The organism is Paraburkholderia sp. UYCP14C (genome assembly GCF_004197395.1).
Lineage (GTDB): Bacteria > Pseudomonadota > Gammaproteobacteria > Burkholderiales > Burkholderiaceae > Paraburkholderia.
In genome coordinates this window covers 126384-144887 of sequence record NZ_SELS01000010.1, presented here as the reverse complement: position 1 = coordinate 144887, position 18504 = coordinate 126384, and the positions used below count along the sequence as shown (strand labels likewise).

Genomic DNA, 18504 nt, shown 5'->3' with positions numbered 1-18504 from the left:
AAAGCCCTGCATTTGCAGGGCTTTTTTTGTTCACGCACACACTGCGGATCGAAACGTGCGTCGATCCGCGTCGCGTCAATCGTCCGTATAAACGACGCGATAGGGAATCCCGACTTTCTCCCATTCCGCCGCCTCCTGGATCAGGCTGTAGTCCGTCAACGGATTGTTGCCGACCCACTCGTTCGGCAACCGCACCTCGTAGCCGCCGTTCGCCTGGGCAACCGTGATGCCCGGCAGGCCGACGTCCGCGCGTCGGCGGCACAGCAACGCCGCGAGCCGCAGACAGAACAGCAGTGGCCATTCGACGTCGCGCGTCTGCGACAGTTTGCCGAGCTTGCCCGCATGGCCGAGCACGAGCGCGGCGAGGCGCGCCTGGTCGGTGCGCGAAAAGCCAGGCATGTCGGCGTTGCTGGCGATATATGCGGAATGCTTGTGATATGCGCTATGCGAGATCGACAGCCCGATTTCATGCAGCGACGCCGCCCAGCCGATGAACATGCGGTTTTCCTCGCGGCGCTCTTCGTCCGGTTCAATGAACTGGTCGTAGAAGCTCGTCGACAGATCGCCGATACGCCCCGCCTGCGGGCGATCGACGCCATAACGGCGCATGAAGCCCTCGACCGTCACCGTGCGCATGTCCTCGTGCTGCGAACGACCGAGCAGGTCGTACATGACCCCGAGGCGCAGCGCGCCGTCGGTGGTGTCGACATAGTCGACGCCCAGTTCGTCGAACACCGCGATCATGATCGACAGGCCGCCCGCGAGCACCGGCACGCGGTCGCTCTTCAGCGCGATCAGTTTCAACCGGTTCACGTTTTCGGCCTTGATCAGCGCGCGCTTGAGCCGCTCGAGGCCGCCGCGCGAAATGCCGTGCGTGACCCCCGCATCGTTGAAATTGTTCGCTTCGACCAGTTCGGCGAGCGCGCGGGCGGTGCCGGACGAGCCGATCGCCTGCTCCCAGCCGGTTTTCTTGTATTCGGCGGAAATGATCTGGATTTCGCGGCGCGCGGCGAGCTCGGCCTGGCGCATCGTGTACTCGTCGACGTTGCCAGCCGGGAAAAACGTCCGGCTATGGCTCACGCAGCCGATATACAGGCTCTCCATCGTGATCGGCGTGTAGTGCGAGCCGATGATGAATTCCGTCGAACCGCCGCCAATATCGACGACCAGCCGCTTGCCCGCGCTCGCCGGCACCGAGTGCGCGGCGCCCGCATAAATCAGGCGCGCTTCCTCGCGACCCGCGATCACTTCGATCGGAAAACCAAGCGCGGCTTGCGCCTCGCCGAGAAACTCGCCCGCATTCTTCGCGATGCGCAGCGTATTGGTCGCGACCGCGCGCACGTGGTCGGGGTGAAAATCGCGCAGGCGCTCGCCGAAGCGCTTCAGCGCATCCCAGCCACGCACCTGCGAGGCGCGATCGAGCATCTTGTCGCTCGACAGCCCGGCCGCGAGGCGCACCGGCTCGCGCAAGGCGTCGACCTGATAGATCTGGCTGCCCGCGTCGGTTTCCTCGACCCGGCCCACGATGAGCCGGAAGCTGTTCGAACCGAGGTCGACGGCGGCGAGGAGATGAGGAATATTGGCCATCGGGTAAGCGTACTCCATGCGCGCGAGCGCGGCGGCTGCGGCCACGGGCGTGGCGGCGGCCGCTGGCAGCGCCGCGCGCCTGCCCGGCGCCTTCGGCGCATGATGCGCGTCGCGGCCGGCGGCACTGTTCAAAGACGCCATTCTAAGCGTAGCAGCCTTCACGGTGCCACCTCGCGGCGCAGGGAGTTTCGTATCGTCGCATAGGTAACGAGTCATATTGACGACAGGCGACGATTGCGGCATAAAATCTAAAAAACACCGTCGATGTCATCAGGACGTCATCAAATCGTGAGAATTTCCGAGCGTCTTTCCGTCTCCATTTCAGACATTCCAATCTCGCCGCCGATGTCCGTCCGCTATCCCTTATTGAATCGCGAACTGGGCATTCTGGGTTTCAACGAGCGCGTGTTGGCGCAAGCCGCCGATCCCGCCGTCCCCCTGCTCGAACGCCTCCGCTTCATCTGCATCACCAGCAGCAACCTCGACGAATTCTTCGAAGTCCGCATGGCCGGGCTCCAGGAACAGATGCGCGACAATCCCGGCGCATTGTCGCCGGACGGCATGTCGCTGCAGCACGTGTACGACCTCGTGGTCGAGCGTGCGCAGAAGCTCGTGCATCGCCAGTACACGATGCTGCACGACACGGTGCTGACCGCGCTTGAACAGGAAGGCATCTATTTCCACGGCACCGAAGCCTGGAGCGACGCGCAGACCGAATGGGCGCGCAACTACTTCTTCGACGAGCTGCTGCCGGTGTTGACGCCGATCGGTCTCGATCCCGCGCATCCGTTTCCGCGCGTGCTGAACAAGAGCCTGAACTTCGTCGTCGAGCTCGAAGGCAAGGATGCGTTCGGCCGCCAGGCGATGATGGGCATCGTGCAGGCGCCGCGCGCGCTGCCGCGCCTCGTGCGCATGCCGCAGGAGCTGTCGGGCTATCCGCATGGCTTCGTGCTGCTGAGCTCGCTCCTGCAACGCTTCGTCGGCGAGCTGTTTCCGAACCTCGTCGTGCGCAGCTGCAACCAGTTTCGGATCACGCGCAATAGCGAACTGTTCGTCGATGAAGACGAAATCACCAATCTGCGCGTCGCGTTGCAGGGCGAACTGCCGGCGCGGCATCTGGGCAATGCGGTGCGGCTCGAAGTGTCGGCGGAGACGCCCGCGCATGTGGTGCGGCGCCTGCTCGACGAAAGCGGTCTGTCGAACAAGGACTGCTACTACGTGAATGGCCCCGTCAATCTGGTGCGGCTGATGCAGCTGCCCGAGATGGTCGACCGGCCGGATCTGAAGTTCGTGCCGCATATTCCGTCGACACCGCCGCAGATCGCGAACGCCACGAGCATGTTCGACGTGATCGATCAGGGCGACGTGCTGCTGCATCATCCGTACGAGAGCTTCCAGCCGGTGCTCGAGCTGCTGCTGCAGGCAGCCAAGGACCCGAACGTGGTCGCGATCAAGCAGACCATCTACCGCACCGGCACCGACTCGCCGCTGATGGACGCGCTGATGCAGGCCGCGCGCAACGGCAAGGAAGTCACGGTGGTGGTCGAGCTGCTCGCCCGCTTCGACGAGGAAACCAACATCAACTGGGCATCGCAGCTCGAAGCGGTCGGCGCGCATGTGGTCTACGGCGTGGTCGGCCACAAGTGCCACGCGAAGATGATGCTGATCGTGCGACGCGTATCGGCGGGCGGCAAGTCGACGCTCAAGCGCTACGTGCACCTCGGCACCGGCAACTATCACCCGCGCACCGCGCGTCTCTATACCGACTTCGGTCTGATGACCGCCGATCAGAAGATCTGCGAGGACGTGCACCACGTGTTCCAGCAGCTGACCGGGATCGGCGGCGAGCTGAAGCTGCACGAGCTGTGGCAATCGCCGTTCACGCTGCATCCGAAACTCGTCGACGCGATCCGCAAGGAAGCCGAGCATGCACGCGCGGGCAAGAAGGCGCGCATCGTCGCGAAGATGAACGCGCTGCTGGAACCGACGGTGATCGCCGAGCTGTACGAAGCATCGCAGGCCGGCGTGAAGATCGATCTGATCGTGCGCGGCGTTTGCTCGCTGCAGCCTGGCGTGCAAGGACTCTCCGAGAACATCACGGTGCGCTCGATCGTCGGGCGCTTTCTCGAACACCATCGCATCTACTACTTCTACGACGGCGGCCGCGAGCAGGTCTATCTGTCGAGCGCCGACTGGATGGATCGCAATCTGTTCCGACGCGTCGAAGTCGCCTTCCCGGTCAACAACCGGCGCCTGAAGCGGCGCGTGATCGCGGAAGGGCTGTCGGCGTTTCTCGGCGACAACCAGTCGGCCTGGTTGATGCAGAGCGACGGTCACTATCGCCGGCGCCGGCCGGGCAAGGCGTCGCGCAATGCGCAGATGAGTCTGCTCGGCAAGTTCTGCACGTAGTCGCTCGCATTGCGGGTGCTCGCCGCGACCGTGAGCACCTCAAAATGACCGCGCATAAAAAAACCGCCTTCTCAGGCGGTTCTTTTACGGGTCGACCGCTCGGACGACTGCCGCGTTCAAACCTGCGCGGTTTGACAGCGCGCCGACCGGTACACCGGGAAGCGCACCGTGAACGTGCTGCCGCGCCCTTCTTCGCTCTTCACGTCGAGTTGCGCATCGTGCCGTTGCAGTACGTGCTTGACGATCGCGAGACCGAGCCCGGTGCCGCCCGTGTCGCGCGAACGGCTGCGATCGACGCGATAGAAGCGCTCGGTGAGCCGCGGAATATCGGCCGCCGGAATGCCGAGGCCGCTATCGGCGACCGAGAACACCGCATGGCCGCCCTGCGCGCGCCAGCTCACCTTGATCGAGCCGCCGTCCGGCGTATAGCGGATCGCGTTCGTCACCAGGTTGCCGAACGCGCTGAGAATCTCGGTTTCGACGCCGGTGACGGTCAACGCTTCGTCGGCATCGAAGACGATCCTGTGATGATCGCTCGACAGGCTTTGCGCGTCGTCGTGCAGATGCCGCAACACCGCGCGCATGTCGATCATCTGATCGCTCGGCGGCTTGTTGTCGCCTTCGAGCGTCGCGAGCACGAGCAGATCGCTGACGATGTGACGCATGCGCGACGCCTGCTGCTCCATCAGATCGAGATAACGCGCGCGCTCGGCTTCGCCCAACGGCAGCTCGCGCATCGTCTCGAGAAAACCGGACAGCACGGTGAGCGGCGTTTTCAATTCGTGCGACACGTTGGCGACGAAGTCACGCCGCATCGCATCGGTGCGCTCGAGCTCGGTGATGTCCTGCGACAGCACCAGCTTGCGATTGTCGCCATACGGAAACACCTGCACCGACAGCACGTTCTGGCGTTTGTCGCCCATGCCGCGCATGATCAGCATTTCCTCGTACCGATGCGAGTTCAGATAGCGCACGAAATCCGGATGACGCACCAGATGCGTGATGTGCTGACGCAGATCGCGCTTCGCATCGAGCCCGAAGTGGCTCTCGGAAATCGCGTTGCACCACTCGATCTGATCGTGATCGTCGAGCATCGCGACGCCGTTCGGCGACGCCTGGATCGCCTGGATGAAACGCGAATGCTGCTGCTCGACCTGGCGCACCTGCGCGTGCCAGCGCTTCGCGAGCTTGTGCAGACGGTAGTAGATTTCGCCCCAGATGCCGGGGGCGCTCGGCACTTCGCCGTACACCGGCGCGTCGAGCAGACGCCACAGACGCTGCTTGTGGAAGGTACTGAAGATGCTCTGCGCGAGCAGCATGACGATGGCGAGAGCGAGCCCTGCCTTGACGTTCACCAGTGCGCCGACCACCGCGCACAGAACAGCAAGCAGCACGACCGACACGATGGAGCGCGCCCAGATGATGTTCATGGTCTGGCGATCGAAGAGAAAATACAGCGCAGGAAGGAGGTGCGGCGGCACAGCGCAGTGCGCCGCCGACGGCTATCAGGCGCTCTTCGCCAGCCGGTAGCCGCTGCCGCGTACCGTTTCAATCATAGCATCGCACCCGGCCGGCTTGAGTGCCGCGCGCAGACGCTTGATATGCACGTCGACGGTACGCTCCTCGACGAACACGTGATCGCCCCACACCTGGTCGAGCAGTTGCGTGCGGCTGTGCACGCGCTCCGGGTGAGTCATGAAGAAGTGCAGCAGACGGAATTCGGTCGGGCCGAGATCGAGCTTGATCTCGCTGCCTTCCGCATGCGCGGCGACGCGGTGCGTGGCCGGATCGAGCTTCAGGCCGTTGATCGCGACCACGTCTTCGGTCAGCTGCGGCGCGCGGCGGCGTAGCACCGCCTTGATGCGCGCCATCAGTTCCTTCGGCGAGAACGGCTTGGTCACGTAGTCGTCGGCGCCGATCTCGAGGCCGAGCACCTTGTCCTGCTCGTCGCCGCGAGCGGTCAGCATGATGATCGGGATGTGCTTGGTACGCTCGTTGTTACGCAGATCGCGCGCGAACGAAATACCCGATTTGCCCGGCAACATCCAGTCGAGCAGCACGAGATCGGGCAGCACGTCGCTGATCAGGTTGTGCGCCTGCTCTGCGTTGTACGCGCGAATCGGGCAGTGCCCGGCGTGTTGAAGATTGACCGAAATCAGTTCGGAAATGGCGGGCTCATCTTCAATGACGAGAATGCTGCTGGGCATCGGCACCTCTGTTCCTTATCTCTGGATTAGCTGAGCGCTTCGCGTTCGAGCGCGTCGCGCGACTGGTGCCGCACGTCGGTACCCTTGACGATGTAAATGATGAATTCCGCGATGTTCTTCGCGTGGTCGCCGATCCGCTCGATCGCCTTGGCGATGAACAGGAAGTCGAGGCCCACCGAAATCGAACGCGGATCTTCGGTCATATACGAAATCAGCTTGCGCACGAACGCGCGGAATTCCTCGTCGATCGCCTTGTCGTCGCGCACGATCTGCGCGGCGGCGACCGTGTCGAGACGCGCGAACGCGTCGAGCGCACGGCGCAGGATCGACACGGCCATTTCGCCGGACAGCTTGATCTCGGCGATGTTGATCGTCCGCGACGCGCCGTCTTCCATCAGACGCTTGGTGCGTTTCGCGATCTTTTCGGCTTCGTCGCCGGCGCGCTCGAGGTTCGTGATGGTCTTCGAGATCGCGATCAGCAGGCGCAGATCGCGCGCGGCCGGCTGACGGCGCGCGATGATGTTGCTGCACTCCTCGTCGATCTCGACTTCCATCTTGTTCAGACGGTCTTCGGCGGCGATCACCTGCTCGGCGATATTGAGGTCGAATTCGTTGAGCGCCTGCATCGCGTTGACGATCTGCGATTCGACGAGCCCGCCCATTTCGAGCACCTTCGACGAAACCAGGTTCAGGTCGGCGTCGAACTGGCTGGACAGATGTTTATCGGACATGTCGTACTCCGTTGTATTGCCCGGCGGATCAGCCGAAGCGGCCAGTGATGTAGTCCTCGGTTTCCTTGCGGACCGGCTTGATGAAGATCTTTTCGGTATCGCCGAATTCGATCAATTCACCGAGGTACATATAGGCAGTGTAGTCCGAACAGCGGGCCGCCTGCTGCATGTTGTGCGTGACGATCACAACCGTGTAATCGCTCTTGAGCTCGGCGATCAGCTCTTCGATGCGGCCCGTCGAGATCGGGTCGAGCGCCGAGCACGGCTCGTCGAGCAGCAGCACTTCGGGGCGGATCGCGATACCGCGCGCGATGCACAGACGCTGCTGCTGGCCGCCGGACAAACCGTAGCCGCTCTGGCCGAGCTTGTCCTTCACTTCGTTCCACAGCGCCGCCTTGGTCAGCGCCCATTCGACGCGATCGTCCATTTCCGAGCGCGACAGCCTCTCGAACATCTTCACGCCGAAAGCGATGTTGTCGTAGATCGACATCGGGAACGGCGTCGGCTTCTGGAACACCATGCCGATGCGCGCGCGCAGCAGCGAAATGTCCTGCCGGGTGGTCAGCAGGTTTTCGCCGTCCATCACGATCTCGCCTTCCGCGCGCTGTTCCGGATAGAGCGCGTACATCTTGTTGAAGGTACGCAGCAGCGTGGACTTGCCGCAGCCCGACGGGCCGATGAACGCGGTTACCTTGCCTTCGGGAATCTGCAGATTGATGTTCTTCAGCGCGTGATACTTGCCGTAGAAGAAGTTGAGGTCCTTGACCTCGATCTTCGGACGCGCCGGCGTTTGGGCGTGCGCGCTGCTTTCGGGGTCGGAGCCCGCGGGCGCGGCTGCATGCCCGATCGGATTGAGTTGGGTTTCTGCCATGTTCATCGGATTCACTCCGCCCTTACTTGTTCGAGAAGATCGTGCGCGCGAGGATATTCAGTCCAAGCACCGCGAGCGTGATCAGGAAGACGCCGGCCCACGCGAGCGATTGCCACTGCGCGAACGGGCTCATCGCAAACTTGTAGATCGTGACCGGCAGGTTCGCGACCGGCTGGCCCATATCGACCGAAAAGAACTGGTTCGACAGCGCGGTGAAGAGCAGCGGCGCGGTTTCGCCGGCAATCCGTGCAACCGCGAGCAGCACGCCGGTGACGATGCCCGCGATCGACGCCTTCAGCGTGATCGACAGCACCATCTTCCACTTCGGTGTGCCGAGTGCGAACGCGGCTTCACGCATCGCGTTCGGCACCAGCTTCAGCATGTTTTCGGTCGTGCGGATCACGATCGGAATCTGCAGCAGCGCCAGCGACAGTACGCCGGCCCAGCCGCTGAAATGGCCCATCTTCGCGACGACGAGCGCATAGACGAACAGACCGATGACGATCGACGGCGCCGACAGCAGGATGTCGTTGATGAAGCGCGTGAGGTTCGCGAGCCAGCCCTTCTGGCCGTATTCGGCGAGATAGACGCCCGCCATGATGCCGATCGGCGTGCCGACGAAGGTCGCGAGCCCGACCAGCATCAGGCTGCCGACGATCGCGTTGGCGAGGCCGCCGCCGTCGGTGTTCGGCGGTGGCGTCGACTGCGTGAACAACTCGACGGACAGACCGCCGACACCGAGACGCAGCGTCGTGTAGAGAATCCACACGAGCCACAGCAGCCCGAACGCCATCGCTGCGAGCGACAGCGTCAGCGCAAGCGCGTTGGTCATGCGACGGCGCCCTTGCAGACGCACGCGCATCGCTTCGAGCGTCGCGGGGTCCTTCAGACCCGGCATGTTCAGGGACGGCCCGCTCATTTCGCGCCCTCCCCTTTCTCTAGACGCAGCAGCATGATTTTCGAAATCGCCAGCACGATGAAGGTAATCACGAACAGGATCAGGCCGAGCTCCATCAGCGCCGACGTGTGCAGGCCCGGGTCCGCTTCCGCGAACTCGTTGGCGAGCGCCGACGTGATGCTGTTGCCCGGCGAAAACAGCGAAATATTGTCGAGCAGATTGGTGTTGCCGATCACGAAGGTGACCGCCATCGTCTCACCCAGCGCGCGGCCGAGGCCAAGCATGACGCCGCCGATCACACCCGTCTTGGTGAACGGCAGCACGATTTTCCACATCACTTCCCACGTCGTGCAGCCGATACCGTAGGCCGATTCCTTCAGCAGCACCGGCGTCACTTCGAACACGTCGCGCATCACCGCCGCGATGTACGGGATGATCATGATCGCGAGGATCACGCCCGCGCACAGAATGCCGATGCCGATCGGCGGACCGGCGAACAGCGCGCCGACGATCGGAATGCTGCCGAGCACCGCGCCGAGCGGTTTCTGGAACCACACCGCGAAAATCGGCGCGAACACGAGCAGACCCCACATGCCGTAGACGATCGACGGAATCGCGGCGAGCAGTTCGATCGCGATGCCGAGCGGCCGGCGCAGCCACGCGGGTGACAGTTCGGTCAGGAACAGCGCGATGCCGAAGCTGACGGGCACTGCGATGACGAGAGCGATGATCGACGTCGCGACGGTGCCGTAGATCGGCACGAGCGCGCCAAATTGCTTGCTGGGTGGATCCCACACCGCCGTCCACAGGAACGCGAGACCGAACTCGCGAATCGACGGCATCGAAGCGACGATCAGGGACACGATGATGCCGCCGAGCAGCAACAGCGTGACGATGGCGGAAAGGCGTGCGAGGCCGCCGAAGATCACATCGCCGGAGCGGCCAGGCGCTTTTTGCTGCGACGCGCTGCCAGGCGGAGTGGCCCGGCTCGTGCCGGACGCTAGATGAATATCGGACATGAGAGCCTGAGGGACCTGTTTCCAGTTGCCGGACGACACATGTCGGGCGGTGGGTCATGCATGCGGCGCATGCCGCGTGAAAGTCGCAGGCCGTCCTCGCACGAGGACGGCCGGGGTGTTACAGCGCGCGGTCCTGATCGACCGCGCCAGCTTACGCCTGTTACTCGGCGAGCGTCTTGCCTGCCGAATCCTTCACCTTCTGCTTCCACTGCGTCTTGATTTCCGACACGACCGACTGCGGCAGCGAGATGTAGTCGAGATCGTTCGCAGCCTGACCGCCGTTCTTGAACGCCCAGTCGAAGAACTTCAGCGTTTCCGCGCCTTGCGGGGCCTTGTCCTGCGTCGTGTGCAGCAGCACGAACGTCGCGCCGACGATCGGCCATGCGTTCTTGCCCGGCTCGTTCGTCAGGATCTGGTAGAACGACTTCGACCAGTCGGCGCCAGCAGCGGCTGCCTTGAACGTGTCGGTCTCCGGCTGAACCACGGCGCCCGATTCGTTCTTCATCGCGACATAGTTCATGTGGTTCTGCTTGGCGTACGCCCATTCGACGTAGCCGATCGCGCCCGGCAGACGCTGCACGAATGCCGCGACGCCGTCGTTACCCTTGCCGCCCGTGCCGGTCGGCCAGTTGACCGTCGCGCCTTCGCCGACCTTGGTCTTCCATTCCGGGTTGACCTTCGACAGGTAGTTCGTCCAGATGAAGCTGGTGCCCGAACCGTCGGCGCGGCGCACCACGGCGATGTCCAGATCCGGCAGCTTGACCTTCGGGTTCAGCGCGACGATTGCCGGGTCGTTCCACTTCTTGATCTTGCCCAGATAGATGTCGCCGAGCACTTCACCCGACAGCACCAGTTCGCCCGGCTTCACGCCCGGCACGTTGACTGCCGGCACCACGCCGCCGACCACCGTCGGGAACTGGAACAGGCCTGCCTTCGCGAGTTCGTCGTCCTTCAGCGGAGCGTCCGAACCAGCGAAATCGACGGTCTTTGCCTCGATCTGCTTGATGCCGCCCGACGAACCGATACCTTGGTAGTTAACCTTGCCGCCGCCGGTCTTCTGATAAGCGTCGGCCCACTTCGTGTAAATCGGTGCCGCGAACGTGCTGCCCGCGCCGGTGATGTCTGCGGCTTGCGCTGCGATTGCGAAGAGCGCGCCAGCGACGCCAGCGAACACGGTTTGCATCAATTTCATGAGACCTCCAAGGGGGGTGTGAGCGTGTGGTGTGAGCGTGAAACTCGAACACCGCGAAGCTTAGGGTCTCTTTATGACAAAAACGTGACCGATGATGAATCGGATGTGACAGTAATATTACCCAGTGAAAGGTGCCGGAGCCGGCGAATTGGCGGTCTCACGATGCGCGTTGCATCGCTTTTTTCAAGGTAGACGAAAAAGATGGGACGCTAACGTTTGCGCTCTGCGTGGAGGGTCGTTTTGGCGCGGGACGTGCCTATCTTATGGCGGATTCGGCGAGGGAGTTTGTTGCGGTGAAGAAGGAGCCTTCGTTGGGGGTGACACCCGGCCACGCGGTCGGTGGGGCCCACCGACGCTTCTGGTGGCGAAGCTCAGGCAGGCGGCGGTGGGCGATCGCCACCGCCCACCGCCTGATCGGGAAGCGATCAGGCCGTCGCCACCCTCACGGCTTCGGCAATCGCTTCCGAATGTGCGAGCGCGTCCGCAGCGTTCTGCGCCTCCACCATCACGCGTAGTACCGGCTCGGTGCCCGACGCGCGGATCAGCACGCGACCGCGGCCGTCGAGCGCGCCTTCGGCCATCTTGATCGCGCTACGAATCTTCTCGCTACCCTTCCAGTCGGCGCCGGGCTTCATGCGCACGTTGATCAGCTTCTGCGGGAACAGCGTGACACCGTCGAGCAGATTGGCGAGCGACTTGCCGCTGCGCTGCATGGCCGCCAGCACGAGCAGAGCGGAGACGATGCCGTCGCCGGTCGAATGGCGATCGAGCGACAGAATGTGGCCCGAGCCTTCCGCACCGAGCTGCCAACCGTGCTCGCGAAGCTGTTCGAGCACATAGCGGTCGCCGACCGCGGCGCGCACGAACTTCACGCCGGCTTTCTGCAGCGCGACTTCCACGGCCATGTTGGTCATCAGCGTGCCGACCGCACCTTCCACGTGGCCGGCGGTCGCGATCCGGTCTTTGACCAGCACGTATAGCAGTTCGTCGCCGTTGAACAGGCGGCCGGATGCGTCGACGACCTGCAGACGGTCGGCGTCGCCATCAAGCGCGATACCGAGGTCCGCGTGGTTCGCCCGCACCGCGCGAACCAGCGCATCCGGCGCGGTTGCGCCGACGCCGTCGTTGATATTGAAGCCGTTCGGCGAGACGCCGATCGGGATCACTTCCGCGCCGAGCTCATGGAACACATGCGGCGCGACGTCGTATGCGGCGCCGTGCGCGCAATCGACGACGAGCTTCATGCCGCGCAGGTCGTAAGCGGCCGGGAACGTGCTCTTGCAGAACTCGATGTAGCGGCCGGCCGCGTCGTCGAGACGGCGTGCCTTGCCCAAACGCTCGGACGGCGCGCACGCGAGCGGCAGCTCGAGCTGCTCCTCGATCAGCGCTTCGACGTCGTCCGGCAGCTTGTTGCCGTCGGCCGAGAAGAATTTGATGCCGTTGTCGTAGTACGGGTTGTGCGATGCGCTGATCACGACGCCGGCGGCAAGCCGCAGCGCGCGCGTCAGATAGGCGATGCCGGGTGTCGGCATCGGCCCGGCCAGCATCACGTCGACGCCTGCCGCCGAAAAGCCCGATTCGAGCGCGGCTTCGAGCATGTAGCCCGAGACCCGCGTGTCCTTGCCGATCAGCACGGTCGGGCGGGTGCCCGTTTTCGCCCATCGATCGGCGCCCGCGAGCACCTTGCCGGCCGCGTAGCCGAGACGCAACACGAATTCCGGCGTGATCGGACCTTCGCCGACCTTGCCTCGAATACCGTCCGTTCCGAAGTAACGACGTGCCATATTTGTTCTCCCTGTATGTGGCTGCGGGGTCAACCGTTCGCGCGGCTCTGATTGGCTGCGTCGCGCAGGGTTGCCCATACTTTCAATGCATCGACTGTTTGCGCGACGTCGTGTACGCGCAGGATCGCGGCGCCCCGCTCGGCCGCGCACACCGCCGCGGCGATGCTGCCGGCCACGCGCTCGGGCGCCGGGCGCCCCGTCACCGCGCCAATCATCGATTTGCGCGACATGCCAGCAAGAATTGGATAGGGCGATGCGGCGCGCGGTGCCGTGTCGCGCAGATGCGCGAGCAACGCGTAGTTGTGCTCGACGACGACCTTGCCGAAGCCGAAACCGGGATCGACGCTAATGCGTTCGCGCGCAATCCCCGCCTGCTGCAACGTCGCGACACGCTCCTCGAGGAATTGACGCACCTCGCTGACGACGTCGACATAGCGCGGCTCGCCCAACTGCATGGTCTGCGGCTCGCCGAGCATATGCATTACACAAAGGCCGCAGTCGCTGTCGCGCACCGCGTCGATCGCGCCGGGCATGCGCAAGCCCCAGATGTCGTTGATCAGGTCGGCGCCCGCGCTCAACGCATGACGCATGACTTCCGGCTTGTACGTATCGACCGACAACGGCACGTTCGCACCACGCAGTTGCTCGACGAGCGGTATCACCCGCTCCAGTTCTTCGTCGAGCGGCACTGGCGGCGCGCCGGGACGCGTCGATTCCCCGCCGATATCGATGAGGTCCGCGCCTTCGAGCATCATGCGCTCGGCCTGGCGCAGCGCATCGCCGCGCATCGCGAACATGCCGCCGTCGGAGAAGGAATCGGGCGTGACGTTCAGGATGCCCATGATCAACGGGCGTTCGAACGTCAGCTTGAAACGGCCGCATTGCAGCGGCTCTGGAATGGGTACGGAAGAAGAATCGACTTTCGACACGTAGCAATGCTTCACTTGGAACGGATAAATGCAAAACGGGCCGGTGTGTAGCACACCGGCCCGCACTTTCTATTGACTGCCGATCAGGCCGGCGCCGTTGCGCTGCCCGGCTTGACTTCGGTGCCCGGGCTGCCGCCCGACGAGGCGTCGCTTGCCGACGGCGGCGAGCTCTTCGGCGAACGCGGCGGACGGCCTGCCATGATGTCGTTGATCTGATCGGCGTCGATCGTCTCCCACTCCATCAGGGCGGCGGTCATCGCTTCGACCTTGTCGCGGTTCTCATCGAGCAGGCGCCGTGCGAGATTGTACTGTTCGTCCAGCACACGACGGATTTCCGAGTCGACCTTCTGTTGCGTCGCTTCCGAAATGGTTCGCGTAAAACCACGGCCGAACGGCGAAGCGTCGTTCTCGTCGTCGACATAGACCATCGGTCCGAGCGCATCCGTCATGCCGAAACGGGCGACCATCGCGCGTGCAGTCTGCGTCGCCTTGTTGAAGTCGTCCGACGCGCCGGTGCTGATCAGGTTCAGGAACAGTTCTTCCGCGACGCGGCCACCGAACAGGATCGCAAGCCGGTCGAGCAGATAGTCCTTCGAGTACGTTTCGTTGTCATGCTCCGGCAACTGCCACGTGACGCCCAGCGCACGGCCGCGCGGAATGATCGTGACCTTGTGCACCGGATCGGCCTTCGGCAGCAGCTTCGCGATCACCGCGTGACCCGATTCGTGATACGCGGTTGCGCGCTTCGATTCTTCGCGGATCACGGCCGACTTGCGCTCCGGACCCATGAAGATCTTGTCCTTCGCGTCCTCGAAGTCCGTCATTTCGACGATGCGCTTGCCGCGGCGCGCCGCGAACAGTGCTGCTTCGTTGACGAGGTTCGCAAGATCGGCGCCCGAGAAACCCGGCGTACCGCGCGCGATCACTGCCGCATCGACGTCGTTCGAGATCGGCACCTTGCGCAGGTGCACCTTCATGATGTGCTCGCGGCCGCGGATATCGGGCAGACCGACGTACACCTGACGGTCGAAACGGCCCGGACGCAACAGCGCTTTGTCGAGCACGTCCGAACGGTTCGTCGCGGCGATCACGATGACGCCCGAGTTCGCCTCGAAGCCATCCATTTCGACGAGCATCTGGTTCAGCGTTTGTTCGCGCTCGTCGTTACCGCCGCCCATGCCGGCGCCGCGATGACGGCCGACCGCGTCGATTTCGTCGATGAACACGATACACGGGGCGTGCTTCTTGGCCTGCTCGAACATGTCGCGCACGCGAGCCGCGCCGACACCGACGAACATTTCCACGAAGTCCGAACCTGAAATGCTGAAGAATGGCACCTTCGCCTCGCCGGCGATGGCACGCGCGAGCAGCGTCTTACCTGTTCCCGGCGGGCCAACGAGCAGCACACCGCGCGGAATACGACCACCGAGCTTCTGGAATTTTTGCGGATCGCGCAGGAAGTCGACCAGTTCCGATACTTCTTCCTTGGCTTCGTCGCAACCGGCGACGTCGGTGAAATTGATTGCGTTGTTGTTCTCGTCGATCAGCCGCGCGCGCGACTTGCCAAACGAGAAGGCCCCGCCTTTGCCGCCCCCCTGCATCTGTCGCATCATGTAGAACCAGAACCCGATGATCAGGATCGTCGGCCCGAGGTAATACAGCACGGACATCAGTGCATTGGGTTCGTCGTCAGCCTTGCCGCTCACCTGTACGCCATACTTCATCAGATCGCCGACCATCCAAATGTCGCCGGGCGACACGATCTGGTACTTCTGGCCGTCTGCTGGAGTGACCGTGAGGTTCCGCCCCTGGACAATGACGTTCTTGACTTTGCCGTTCTTCGCGTCGTCCATGAACTGCGAATAGGAAACGCCTTCCTGGACACGGGGCTTGTCGAACTGCTTGAACACCGTAAACAGCACCAGTGCGATTACCAGCCACACTGCTGCTTTCGAAAACATATTGTTGTTCAAAGCACCACTCCTTCACTTAGACGGGCGCCTACATTTGCCTTGCGGCACCACGAAAGCATTCTAATCCAGTCCGCAGACCCCTGCCATAACGTTTCACTACCACGGAAATAGGGTAGCTGGCCAGCTTGACGCCGGTCCCCGACGCATCCGGCTCATTATTGACAGAGGTGTAACTGACTCGCCGCATCCCTACGCGGGACGCTTCAGATGCTTACCCAAAATAAATGTTTCTGACGATTTATCACGCGATGCCTTCGGCTTGCGGGCCGCCACCACCTTGAATTGGCGCTTGAACTTTTCGACAATCTGACTATATCCGCTGCCGTGAAAGCATTTGACTAAAAGGGCACCATCCGGTTTCAGGTGGTTTTGCGAAAATTCGAGCGCGAGATCGCATAAATGCTCGATCCGCGCCGCATCCGCGATCGCCACGCCCGACAGGTTGGGCGCCATATCCGAAATTACAAGGTCTACTTGGCGCGCACCGACCAATTCTTCGAGCTGGACCAGCACCGAGTCTTCACGGAAATCGCCCTGGATGAAGTGCACGTCGGCCACGGGCTCCATCGGCAGGATGTCCAGAGCGATGATCGTGCCGTCGATGCCACCTTCGCGTTCAGCGTTGCGTTGCGAGCCGCCAGCGAGCTTGTTGCGCGCGTACTGGCTCCAGCTGCCTGGCGAGGAACCCAGATCGACGATCACCTGCCCCGGACGGATCAGCTTGTCCTGCTCGTCGATTTCCTTGAGCTTGTAGGCCGCGCGGGCACGATAGCCTTCCCGCTGCGCCATTTTGACGTACGGGTCGTTGATGTGGTCGTGCAGCCACGCGGTATTGAACTTGTTTTTTGCCATTAAAGATTGAACTATTGCTGCGTAGGGTCGCGCTTTAGGGGATAATACGCGGTTAATTCACGCGGCCACCGCCAGACTGGCGACCATCCGCGATTCTGTTGTACTGACGCGCGCCCTGCCGAATCAAGCCGCCCGAATCGCTCGGCGATCGGACGAAAACGCACGAGCCGCCATTTTAGTCGAGTCTCCCACTTTCCATGCCAGCCCTCAAAGTCTCTTCCGACCAACGCGCCGAGTTGCGCTCCCAGGCACATGCGCTCAAACCGGTCGTGCTCGTCGGGGCCGAAGGCTTGACCGACGCTGTGCTCGCCGAAATCAAGGTGCACCTCGCCGCGCATCAACTGATCAAAATCCGCGTGTTCGGCGATGAGCGCGAGGAGCGCATCGCCATCTACGAAGAGATTTGCGACACCCTGAACGCGGCGCCGATCCAGCATATCGGCAAGCTGCTCGTGATCTGGAAGCCCGAAGCGGCACAGCCGGCGGCAAAAGCGAAGCGCGGCGCGTTGCCGAGCGCCCGCGAAGCGGCAGCTGAAGAAGCCCGGCCGGCCAAGGGACGCGCACCGCGCGTCGTCAAAGTCGTCAAGCCAACCGACGTGCCGATGCGCAAGCCGCGAGCCAAAGCGGTGCTGGTACGCGGCAATGAACGCGTGACGCAGGGCGGCAACATCAAGCGCGCGAAGAAGCGTCAAACCAGCGCGAAGCGTTCGCATCAGTCGAAGTAACACAACGCGCGAACAAGGTGCGGATCGATTCCGCACCGTGCCTTGGTGACCTTGAGCGAAAGGTGCGAGGCAAGATCGCGAATGAACTGCAATTGGCACTGGAATCGCAACGATTCGTCGCAACGTGAGGCCGATCGCGAGCATCGGATCCGACCGGCGGCAATAGTGCCGCGTCACACCATCCGCAAGCTTCAGCCTGCCACCTTCCCTCTGACTTCGCGCGCGCCCTCCTCCTCGGCCGCAGCACCGACTCGCGCCGGCAGCAGCCAAACGAGCGCGACACCCAGCAGGCTCTCGATCAGATAAAACAGACTCGACACGCCATGCAGAATGCCAAAGCGCGTCGCATAAACGGAGTGTCCGACGTCGCTGCCCGCCTCGAGCGCAGCCACGCGCATCGCGTTCATGAACGGCTGCAACGCGAAATACCCAACCAGCACGCATACGAGCATGCCGGCGAGTAGCCACCGCAGACGGCGATACACGCCACTTCCGCGCCGTACGAGCAGATTGGCGAGACCAAGCAACAAAATGCCGCACACGACGCCAATCACACCCTGAATACGAAACAGCTGAGCGGCAACGGCACCCGCCGTGGTCCGGTCGAGCGTCGTGAACAACACGGGCGCCACCGCATAGCCGATAGTCAGCAGACTACCGACCCACACCACCGTCAACAGGCGGAAAAAACGATGCGGCATCAGAGACACCGGCGCCATCCTCAGATGTAGCTGACCGCGATGATTTCGTATTCGCGGATGCCGCCCGGTGCCTGCACCGACGCGACGTCGCCTTCCGACTTGCCGATCAGCGCACGCGCGATCGGCGAGCTGATCGAAATCAGGCCGTGGTCGATGTCCGCTTCGTCGTCGCCGACGATCTGGTATTTGACAGACGCACCCGACTCGAGGTCTTCGAGCTCGAGCGTCGCGCCGAACACCACGCGGCCGTCCGCTTCCACTTGCGACGGATCGATCACCTGCGCGCCTGCGAGCTTCGACTCGATTTCGGCGATGCGGCCTTCGATGAAGCCCTGCTTTTCCTTCGCAGCGTCGTATTCCGCGTTTTCCGACAGATCGCCCTGGGCGCGCGCTTCCGCGATCGAGTTGATCACGGCCGGACGCTCAACCGATTTCAGGCGCTGCAATTCATCGCGCAGCATGTCTGCGCCGCGCTTCGTCAATGGAATAGTGCTCATAAACAACTCTGGAGGCAAAAAACGGCCATAAAAAAAATCACCGCGGTTAAGTGCATTCCGCGAAAACCGCCGCCCGTGGACAGACCCGGGCCGCAGCACCTGCGGAACGCCGCTTAACCGCGGCACTTA

The 18504-nt window shown here is 62.9% G+C and carries 16 protein-coding genes; 2 read left to right on the top strand and 14 right to left on the bottom strand.

Annotated elements, in window-relative coordinates:
- Positions 1-75: 75 nt before the first annotated feature.
- Positions 76-1728 (bottom strand): exopolyphosphatase, encoded by a 1653-nt coding sequence (gene ppx, locus EVC45_RS12170; protein WP_129958226.1) that lies wholly within the window; start codon positions 1726-1728, stop codon positions 76-78.
- A gap of 204 nt (positions 1729-1932) precedes the next feature.
- Between ppx and ppk1 the strand changes: the two genes are divergently transcribed.
- Positions 1933-3996, top strand: coding sequence for a polyphosphate kinase 1 (gene ppk1 / locus EVC45_RS12165; RefSeq protein ID WP_129958279.1), 2064 nt, complete (start codon positions 1933-1935; stop codon positions 3994-3996).
- Between the two features lie 116 nt (positions 3997-4112).
- Here the strand turns inward: ppk1 and phoR are convergent, their stop codons facing one another.
- From phoR to EVC45_RS12105, 11 genes are all read right to left on the bottom strand, one after another.
- Positions 4113-5426 carry a phosphate regulon sensor histidine kinase PhoR gene (gene phoR / locus EVC45_RS12160; RefSeq protein ID WP_129958225.1) on the bottom strand — a complete coding sequence of 438 codons (1314 nt, stop codon included), beginning with the start codon at positions 5424-5426 and terminating at the stop codon, positions 4113-4115.
- A gap of 75 nt (positions 5427-5501) precedes the next feature.
- Positions 5502-6203: a phosphate regulon transcriptional regulator PhoB gene (phoB, locus tag EVC45_RS12155; protein WP_008922879.1), complete on the bottom strand. Its 702-nt coding sequence runs from the start codon at positions 6201-6203 to the stop codon at positions 5502-5504.
- A 26-nt stretch (positions 6204-6229) separates the two neighbouring features.
- The gene (gene phoU / locus EVC45_RS12150; RefSeq protein ID WP_129958224.1) at positions 6230-6934 is read right to left on the bottom strand and encodes a phosphate signaling complex protein PhoU; all 705 of its coding nucleotides are present in this window, start codon (positions 6932-6934) and stop codon (positions 6230-6232) included.
- 28 nt (positions 6935-6962) lie between these two features.
- A complete protein-coding gene (gene pstB, locus EVC45_RS12145; protein ID WP_129958223.1) occupies positions 6963-7811 on the bottom strand; it encodes a phosphate ABC transporter ATP-binding protein PstB in 849 nt (282 codons plus the stop codon).
- 16 nt (positions 7812-7827) lie between these two features.
- The gene (pstA, locus tag EVC45_RS12140) at positions 7828-8724 is read right to left on the bottom strand and encodes a phosphate ABC transporter permease PstA (protein WP_129958222.1); all 897 of its coding nucleotides are present in this window, start codon (positions 8722-8724) and stop codon (positions 7828-7830) included.
- Positions 8721-9722: a phosphate ABC transporter permease PstC gene (gene pstC / locus EVC45_RS12135; RefSeq protein ID WP_168991452.1), complete on the bottom strand. Its 1002-nt coding sequence runs from the start codon at positions 9720-9722 to the stop codon at positions 8721-8723. Before pstC ends, pstA begins: the two co-directional genes overlap by 4 nt.
- A gap of 160 nt (positions 9723-9882) precedes the next feature.
- Positions 9883-10914: a phosphate ABC transporter substrate-binding protein PstS gene (gene pstS, locus EVC45_RS12130; RefSeq protein WP_129958221.1), complete on the bottom strand. Its 1032-nt coding sequence runs from the start codon at positions 10912-10914 to the stop codon at positions 9883-9885.
- Between the two features lie 425 nt (positions 10915-11339).
- Positions 11340-12698, bottom strand: a complete 1359-nt coding sequence (glmM, locus tag EVC45_RS12120; RefSeq protein ID WP_129958220.1) for a phosphoglucosamine mutase — start codon at positions 12696-12698, stop codon at positions 11340-11342.
- A 29-nt stretch (positions 12699-12727) separates the two neighbouring features.
- On the bottom strand, positions 12728-13627 hold the full coding sequence (folP, locus tag EVC45_RS12115; protein WP_373683014.1) for a dihydropteroate synthase: 900 nt from the start codon (positions 13625-13627) through the stop codon (positions 12728-12730).
- 83 nt (positions 13628-13710) lie between these two features.
- Positions 13711-15600, bottom strand: coding sequence for an ATP-dependent zinc metalloprotease FtsH (gene ftsH, locus EVC45_RS12110; protein WP_129958219.1), 1890 nt, complete (start codon positions 15598-15600; stop codon positions 13711-13713).
- A gap of 189 nt (positions 15601-15789) precedes the next feature.
- Complete coding sequence (locus tag EVC45_RS12105; RefSeq protein ID WP_129958218.1) at positions 15790-16452, bottom strand: RlmE family RNA methyltransferase; 663 nt, start codon at positions 16450-16452, stop codon at positions 15790-15792.
- Between the two features lie 197 nt (positions 16453-16649).
- Here EVC45_RS12105 and EVC45_RS12100 point away from each other — a divergent pair, with 197 nt between their 5' ends.
- On the top strand, positions 16650-17177 hold the full coding sequence (locus EVC45_RS12100) for a YhbY family RNA-binding protein (protein ID WP_129958217.1): 528 nt from the start codon (positions 16650-16652) through the stop codon (positions 17175-17177).
- A gap of 191 nt (positions 17178-17368) precedes the next feature.
- On the opposite strand, the gene EVC45_RS12095 is transcribed toward EVC45_RS12100, so the two are convergent.
- Both EVC45_RS12095 and greA read right to left on the bottom strand, forming a co-directional pair.
- Positions 17369-17878, bottom strand: a complete 510-nt coding sequence (locus EVC45_RS12095; RefSeq protein WP_211193411.1) for a DUF4149 domain-containing protein — start codon at positions 17876-17878, stop codon at positions 17369-17371.
- 20 nt (positions 17879-17898) lie between these two features.
- Positions 17899-18375, bottom strand: coding sequence for a transcription elongation factor GreA (gene greA, locus EVC45_RS12090; protein WP_026228283.1), 477 nt, complete (start codon positions 18373-18375; stop codon positions 17899-17901).
- Between the last annotated feature and the right edge of the window lie 129 nt (positions 18376-18504).

Bases quoted from the DNA above. Each gene is read 5' to 3' on its own strand.
- ppx (WP_129958226.1), bottom strand. From the start codon at position 1,728: ATGGCGTCTTTGAACAGTGCCGCCGGCCGCGACGCGCATCATGCGCCG.
- ppk1 (WP_129958279.1), top strand. From the start codon at position 1,933: ATGTCCGTCCGCTATCCCTTATTGAATCGCGAACTGGGCATTCTGGGT.
- phoR (WP_129958225.1), bottom strand. From the start codon at position 5,426: ATGAACATCATCTGGGCGCGCTCCATCGTGTCGGTCGTGCTGCTTGCT.
- phoB (WP_008922879.1), bottom strand. From the start codon at position 6,203: ATGCCCAGCAGCATTCTCGTCATTGAAGATGAGCCCGCCATTTCCGAA.
- phoU (WP_129958224.1), bottom strand. From the start codon at position 6,934: ATGTCCGATAAACATCTGTCCAGCCAGTTCGACGCCGACCTGAACCTG.
- pstB (WP_129958223.1), bottom strand. From the start codon at position 7,811: ATGAACATGGCAGAAACCCAACTCAATCCGATCGGGCATGCAGCCGCG.
- pstA (WP_129958222.1), bottom strand. From the start codon at position 8,724: ATGAGCGGGCCGTCCCTGAACATGCCGGGTCTGAAGGACCCCGCGACG.
- pstC (WP_168991452.1), bottom strand. From the start codon at position 9,722: ATGTCCGATATTCATCTAGCGTCCGGCACGAGCCGGGCCACTCCGCCT.
- pstS (WP_129958221.1), bottom strand. From the start codon at position 10,914: ATGAAATTGATGCAAACCGTGTTCGCTGGCGTCGCTGGCGCGCTCTTC.
- glmM (WP_129958220.1), bottom strand. From the start codon at position 12,698: ATGGCACGTCGTTACTTCGGAACGGACGGTATTCGAGGCAAGGTCGGC.
- EVC45_RS12105 (WP_129958218.1), bottom strand. From the start codon at position 16,452: ATGGCAAAAAACAAGTTCAATACCGCGTGGCTGCACGACCACATCAAC.
- EVC45_RS12100 (WP_129958217.1), top strand. From the start codon at position 16,650: ATGCCAGCCCTCAAAGTCTCTTCCGACCAACGCGCCGAGTTGCGCTCC.
- EVC45_RS12095 (WP_211193411.1), bottom strand. From the start codon at position 17,878: ATGCCGCATCGTTTTTTCCGCCTGTTGACGGTGGTGTGGGTCGGTAGT.
- greA (WP_026228283.1), bottom strand. From the start codon at position 18,375: ATGAGCACTATTCCATTGACGAAGCGCGGCGCAGACATGCTGCGCGAT.